This is a genomic window from Pseudomonas agronomica (genome assembly GCF_025917275.1).
GTDB classification, from domain to species: Bacteria; Pseudomonadota; Gammaproteobacteria; order Pseudomonadales; family Pseudomonadaceae; genus Aquipseudomonas; species Aquipseudomonas agronomica.
The window spans coordinates 1-6,342 of sequence record NZ_JAOSHO010000298.1 but is presented as its reverse complement, the minus strand read 5'-3'; the positions used below and the strand labels follow the sequence as shown (position 1 = coordinate 6,342).

The window sequence follows — 6,342 nt, the reverse complement described above, 5'->3', positions numbered from 1 at the left end:
GCGAGCAAGCTCGCTCCCACAGGGGGGTGAGCCAGATTCAAAGACTGGCTCCATGGCAATCAGCCCTCGAGCTTGCTTTTCAGCAGTTCGTTGACCTGTTGCGGGTTGGCCTTGCCCTTGGAGGCTTTCATGGCCTGGCCGACAAAGAAGCCGAACATTTTGCCGCGCTTGGCTTCGTCTGCAGCACGGTACTGTTCGACCTGCTCGGCGTTGGCCGCGAGCATTTCATCGAGCACGGCGCTGATCGCACCGGTGTCGGTGACCTGCTTCAAGCCGCGTTTCTCGATGATCTCGTCAGCGCTGCCTTCGCCATTGGCCATGGCTTCGAACACCATCTTGGCGATCTTGCCGGAAATGGTGTTGTCCTTGATCCGCAGCAGCATGCCGCCCAGTTGCTCGGCCGAGACCGGCGACTCGTCGATTTCCAGGCCCTGCTTGTTCAACAGGCTGCCCAACTCGACCATCACCCAGTTGGCCGCCAGCTTGGCGTCGCCACCGATGCTCACGACTTTTTCGAAGTAATCGGCCTGCTCGCGGCTGGTGGCCAGCACGTTGGCGTCATAGCTCGACAGCCCGAACTGCGCCTGGAAGCGCTCGCGTTTCTGCGGTGGCAGCTCCGGCAGGGTGGCGCGTACCTCGTCGAGGAACGAGTTCTCGATGACCACCGGCAGCAGGTCCGGATCGGGGAAGTAACGGTAGTCGTTGGCTTCTTCCTTGCTGCGCATCGGACGGGTCTCGTCCTTGTTCGGGTCGTACAGGCGGGTCTGCTGGATGACCTTGCCGCCGTCCTCGATCAGTTCGATCTGGCGCTGGATTTCGCTGTTGATCGCCTTCTCGATGAAGCGGAACGAGTTGACGTTCTTGATCTCGCAGCGGGTGCCGAATTCGGCCTGGCCTTTCGGACGGATCGACACGTTGCAGTCGCAACGCAGCGAGCCTTCAGCCATGTTGCCGTCGCAGATGCCCAGGTAGCGCACCAGCGCATGGATCGCCTTGACGTAGGCCACGGCTTCCTTGGCGCTGCGCATGTCCGGCTCGGAGACGATTTCCAGGAGCGGTGTGCCAGCACGGTTCAAGTCGATGCCAGTGGCACCGTTGAACTCTTCATGCAGGCTCTTGCCGGCGTCTTCTTCCAGGTGCGCCCGGGTGATGCCGACGCGCTTGACCGTGCCGTCTTCCAGGGCGATGTCCAGGTGACCCTTGCCGACGATCGGCAACTCCATCTGGCTGATCTGGTAGCCCTTGGGCAGGTCCGGGTAGAAGTAGTTCTTGCGGGCGAACACGTTGTGCTGGCCGATCTCGGCATCGATCGCCAGGCCGAACATCACCGCCATGCGCACCGCTTCGGCGTTGAGCACTGGCAGCACGCCGGGCATGCCGAGGTCCACCAGGCTGGCCTGGGTGTTGGGCTCGGAACCGAAAGTGGTCGAGCTACCGGAAAAGATTTTCGACCGGGTGGTGAGCTGGGTATGAATCTCCAGCCCGATCACGACTTCCCATTGCATGTGTTTCTCCTCAGAAGCCGGTTGGGGTGCGGGTGTGCCAGTCGGTATTCAATTGATACTGATGGGCAACGTTCAACAGGCGGCCTTCCTGGAAATACGGCGCGAGCAACTGCACGCCCACCGGCAGGCCATCGACGAAACCGGCCGGCATGGACAGGCCCGGCAAGCCGGCGAGGTTGGCGGTGATGGTGTAGACGTCTTCCAGGTACTCGGCGACCGGGTCGCTGTTCTTGGCGCCGAGCTTCCAGGCCGGGTTCGGCGTGGTCGGGCCGAGGATGATATCGACCTCGTTGAAGGCGGCCATGAAGTCGTTCTTCACCAGGCGGCGGATCTTCTGCGCCTTGAGGTAGTAGGCATCGTAGTAGCCGGCGGACAGCGCGTAGGCGCCAACCATGATCCGGCGCTGCACTTCGGCACCGAAGCCTTCGCCACGGGAGCGCTTGTACAGGTCGACCAGGTTTTCCGGGTTTTCGCAGCGATAGCCGAAGCGCACGCCGTCGAAGCGCGAGAGGTTCGAGGAGGCTTCCGCCGGGGCGATCACGTAGTACGCCGGAATCGCGTGCTGCATGTTCGGCAGGCTGATTTCCTTGATCACCGCGCCGAGCTTCTCCAGCTCCTTGACGCTGTTGTGGACCAGCTCGGCGATGCGCGGGTCGAGGCCGGCGCTGAAGTATTCCTTCGGCACGCCGATGCGCAGGCCTTGCAGCGAGCCGTTGAGGCTGGCGCTGTAGTCCGGCACGGGTTCGTCGATGCTGGTGGAGTCGTTCGGGTCGAAGCCGGCCATGCCTTGCAGCAGGATCGCGCAGTCTTCGGCGGTGCGGGCCAGGGGGCCGCCCTGGTCGAGGCTGGAGGCGTAGGCGATCATGCCCCAGCGCGAGACGCGACCGTAGGTCGGCTTCAGGCCGGTGAGGTTGGTGAACGCCGCCGGCTGGCGAATCGAGCCACCGGTGTCGGTGGCGGTGGCGGCCGGCAGCAGGCGCGCGGCCACGGCGGCGGCGGAACCGCCGGACGAGCCACCCGGCACGTGTTCCAGGTTCCACGGGTTTTTCACGGCGCCGTAGTGGCTCGACTCGTTGGCCGAACCCATGGCGAATTCGTCCATGTTGGTCTTGCCCAGGGTCACGGTGCCGGCGGCGGCCAGCTTGGCGACCACGGTGGCATCGTACGGGGCCTTGAAGTTGTCGAGCATCTTCGAGCCGCAGCTGGTGCGGATGCCCTGGGTGCAGAACAGGTCCTTGTGGGCGATCGGCGCGCCGAGCAGGGCGCCGCTCTCGCCGTTGGCGCGACGTGCGTCGGCGGCCTTGGCCTGGCCCAGGGCCAGTTCTTCGGTGAGGCTGATGAAACTGTTGAGCTGCGGGTCGAGCTGGGCGATGCGCGCCAGCAGGGCCTTGGTCAGCTCTTCGGAGGAAAACTTCTTGTCGGCGAGTCCGCGGGCGATCTCGGCCAGGGTCATGTGATGCATGAGAGGCTCTTTCCCTTTAGTCGATGACTTTCGGAACCAGGTACAGGCCGTTTTCGACCGCTGGCGCGATGGACTGGTAGGCCTCGCGGTGATTGGACTCGGTCACGACGTCGGCGCGCAGGCGCTGGCTGGCTTCCAGTGGATGGGCCAGCGGCTCGATACCGTCGGTATCGACCGCCTGCATTTCGTCGACCAGCCCGAGAATGCTGTTCAGGGCAGAAGTAATGTGTGGAAGATCGGCTTCATTGAGGCCCAGGCAGGCCAGATGAGCGATTTTTTCCACGTCGGAGCGTTCAAGCGCCATGGGATTCTCCAGTGGAAAACAAAACGGACGCAGTCTGTCCGTGTGTTAGATTGTCGGAACACTACCATCTCAACGGGCTACGGCCGCGATTGTAGGGTTTGGTGCACAGAAAAGCGGCCAATTTAACATATTGGCGCCTTGCCCAAAATCCCTGTCGTTGTTAGAGTTTGCCGCACTTTTTTACCCACGCGTTGCCTAGGGTCCCTTTCCCATGTTCAAGAAACTGCGTGGCATGTTTTCCAGCGATCTTTCCATCGACCTGGGCACTGCCAACACCCTTATTTACGTGCGCGAGCGCGGTATCGTCCTGAATGAACCCTCGGTCGTGGCCATCCGCACCCACGGTAACCAGAAAAGTGTCGTGGCTGTCGGTACGGAAGCCAAGCGCATGCTGGGCCGTACACCGGGCAACATTGCAGCCATTCGCCCAATGAAAGACGGCGTGATCGCCGACTTCAGCGTCTGCGAAAAGATGCTGCAGTACTTCATCAACAAGGTTCACGAAAACAGTTTCCTGCAGCCGAGCCCTCGCGTGCTGATCTGCGTGCCGTGCAAATCCACCCAGGTGGAACGTCGCGCCATCCGTGAATCGGCCCTTGGTGCCGGCGCACGCGAAGTATTCCTGATTGAAGAGCCAATGGCCGCAGCCATCGGTGCCGGCTTGCCGGTGGAAGAGGCCCGCGGTTCGATGGTCGTCGATATCGGTGGCGGTACCACTGAAATCGCGCTGATCTCCCTCAACGGTGTGGTCTATGCCGAATCCGTCCGTGTAGGCGGCGACCGTTTCGACGAAGCGATCATCACTTATGTGCGTCGCAACTACGGCAGCCTGATCGGCGAATCCACCGCCGAGCGTATCAAGCAGGAAATCGGCACGGCCTACCCGGGCGGCGAAGTGCGCGAAGTCGACGTTCGCGGTCGCAACCTGGCCGAAGGCGTTCCACGCGCGTTCACCCTCAACTCCAACGAAGTGCTCGAAGCGCTGCAAGAGTCGCTGGCGACCATCGTCCAGGCGGTCAAGAGCGCCCTGGAGCAGTCCCCGCCAGAGCTGGCGTCGGACATCGCCGAGCGCGGCCTGGTGCTGACCGGTGGTGGCGCGCTGCTGCGTGACCTCGACAAGCTGCTGGCCCAGGAAACCGGCCTGCCGGTGATCGTTGCCGAAGACCCGTTGACCTGCGTTGCCCGCGGCGGTGGCCGTGCATTGGAAATGATGGACAAGCACACCATGGACTTGCTCTCCAGCGAATAAGCTCGGCTGGATGGTCTATGTTGTTCGCTCCCGGGCAGCACTTTGCAGTGCTGCCCGTTGGCGTTTATCTTCTGTCATTCGTATCCAGGCCGGTTTGATGCCGTATGAATAAAGAAAACATTTGCCTGGGAGGAGCGGCCTATTAAACCGCTTTTTGCCAAAGGCCCCTCATTGGGTGTGCGCCTGCTGGTGTTGGCCGTGCTATCGGTTGCGCTGATGGTGGTGGATGCCCGTTTCACGCTGCTCAAGCCAGTGCGCAGCCAGATGTCGCTGGTGTTGATGGAGTCCTACTGGATCACCGACCTGCCGCAACGGTTGTGGCAGGGTGTGGCCAGTCAGTTTGGCAGCCGGACCGAACTGGTCGCCGAAAACGAAAAACTCAAGACCGAAAACCTGCTGTTGCAGGGGCGCATGCAGAAGCTGGCGGCCCTCACCGAGCAGAACGTTCGGCTGCGCGAGTTGCTCAACTCCTCCGCGCTGGTCAACGAGAAGGTCGAAGTGGCCGAGTTGATCGGCATGGATCCCAACCCGTTCACCCACCGCATCATCATCAACAAGGGCGAGCGCGACGGCGTGGTCCTCGGCCAGCCGGTGCTCGATGCCCGTGGCCTGATGGGGCAGGTGGTTGAGTTGATGCCCTATACCTCCCGTGTCCTGCTGTTGACCGACACCACCCACAGCATTCCCGTGCAGGTCAATCGCAACGGCTTGCGCGCGATTGCCAGCGGTACCGGCAACCCGGAACGCCTGGAGCTGCGGCATGTGGCCGACACCGCCGACATCAAGGAAGGCGACCTGCTGGTCAGCTCCGGCCTCGGCCAGCGATTCCCTGCCGGTTATCCGGTGGCGACGGTCAAGGAGGTCATCCACGATTCCGGCCAGCCGTTTGCCATCGTGCGCGCGGTGCCGACCGCCGCGCTGAACCGCAGCCGTTACCTGCTGCTGGTGTTCAGCGACAACCGCACGCCTGAAGAACGAGCCAACGATGCTGCCGTGGCCCAGGAAGCCCAGGACCGGCAGGGCGGCGATTCGGCCACCCCGACGTCACCCGCCCCTGCACCTGTCCCGGCTACCGTGCCCAAGCCTCAGGTGACAACGCCTGCCGCGACGCCGCCGGCCACCACGCCCGCCGCGACACCTGCCAAGCCGGCCGCCCATCAGCCGGCTGCCCGCCAGCCGGCGAGTCAACCTGCGAAGCCTGCGGCCAAGCCACCGGCCTCGACGCCCGCCGCTACGCCTGCCACCAGGGGAGCACGAGAAGAATGAGCAGTACTCGATCCGGTAACGGCTGGATAGTCTGGCTGACCTTCGCCATCGGCCTGTTGCTCAGCGTTTCACCGCTGCCGCAGTTCATGGAAATCCTGCGCCCGCTGTGGCTGGCCTTGCTGCTGGCCTTCTGGGCCCTGGCCTTGCCGCACAAGGTCGGCATGGTCACGGCCTGGTGCCTGGGGCTGGCCGAAGACGTGCTTTATGGCACGTTGCTGGGCCAGAACGCGCTGATCCTGACCTTGATCACGTTCCTGGTGCTGTCGTTGCAACAGCGCCTGCGGATGTTCCCAATGTGGCAACAGTGCCTGGTGATCCTGGTGATCTTTGGCCTGGCACAGCTGGTGCAACTATGGCTCAGTGCGTTGACCGGCAATCGCCAGCCGACCCTGGCGCTGGTCTTGCCGGCCCTGGTCAGTGCCTTGCTCTGGCCTTGGGTAAGCTTCGGTTTGCGTGGCTTGCGCCTGCGTTTCAAAATCAACTGATTCGCGCAGGATATCGACACTTTTTTTGATGACTTACATCCCGGTGGCCAAAGATTGAATCCCGCCGGGCT

At 62.7% G+C, this 6,342-nt stretch carries 6 protein-coding genes; 3 read left to right on the top strand and 3 right to left on the bottom strand.

The genetic code is table 11. The features are described 5' to 3' along the window. Positions 1 to 59: 59 nt before the first annotated feature. Genes gatB through gatC form a run of 3 tightly spaced genes read right to left on the bottom strand, consistent with a single transcriptional unit; the run spans position 60 to position 3,271 of the window. The gene (gene gatB / locus OC610_RS18775) at positions 60 to 1,505 is read right to left on the bottom strand and encodes an Asp-tRNA(Asn)/Glu-tRNA(Gln) amidotransferase subunit GatB (protein WP_181287587.1); all 1,446 of its coding nucleotides are present in this window, start codon (positions 1,503 to 1,505) and stop codon (positions 60 to 62) included. Between the two features lie 10 nt (positions 1,506 to 1,515). Beyond that, positions 1,516 to 2,967: an Asp-tRNA(Asn)/Glu-tRNA(Gln) amidotransferase subunit GatA gene (gene gatA, locus OC610_RS18770; RefSeq protein WP_264429761.1), complete on the bottom strand. Its 1,452-nt coding sequence runs from the start codon at positions 2,965 to 2,967 to the stop codon at positions 1,516 to 1,518. 16 nt (positions 2,968 to 2,983) lie between these two features. Beyond that, positions 2,984 to 3,271 (bottom strand): Asp-tRNA(Asn)/Glu-tRNA(Gln) amidotransferase subunit GatC, encoded by a 288-nt coding sequence (gene gatC, locus OC610_RS18765; RefSeq protein WP_020297123.1) that lies wholly within the window; start codon positions 3,269 to 3,271, stop codon positions 2,984 to 2,986. Positions 3,272 to 3,482: 211 nt separating this feature from the next. On the opposite strand from gatC, the gene mreB reads away from it, so the two are divergent. From mreB to mreD, 3 genes are all read left to right on the top strand, one after another. Beyond that, positions 3,483 to 4,520, top strand: coding sequence for a rod shape-determining protein MreB (gene mreB / locus OC610_RS18760; RefSeq protein WP_002555108.1), 1,038 nt, complete (start codon positions 3,483 to 3,485; stop codon positions 4,518 to 4,520). 141 nt (positions 4,521 to 4,661) lie between these two features. Then, positions 4,662 to 5,786, top strand: a complete 1,125-nt coding sequence (gene mreC, locus OC610_RS18755) for a rod shape-determining protein MreC (RefSeq protein ID WP_264429762.1) — start codon at positions 4,662 to 4,664, stop codon at positions 5,784 to 5,786. Continuing rightward, entirely contained in the window at positions 5,783 to 6,271 is a 489-nt protein-coding gene (mreD, locus tag OC610_RS18750; RefSeq protein ID WP_245138494.1) for a rod shape-determining protein MreD, read from the top strand. The genes mreC and mreD overlap by 4 nt, the downstream gene beginning before the upstream one ends. Positions 6,272 to 6,342: the final 71 nt, after the last annotated feature.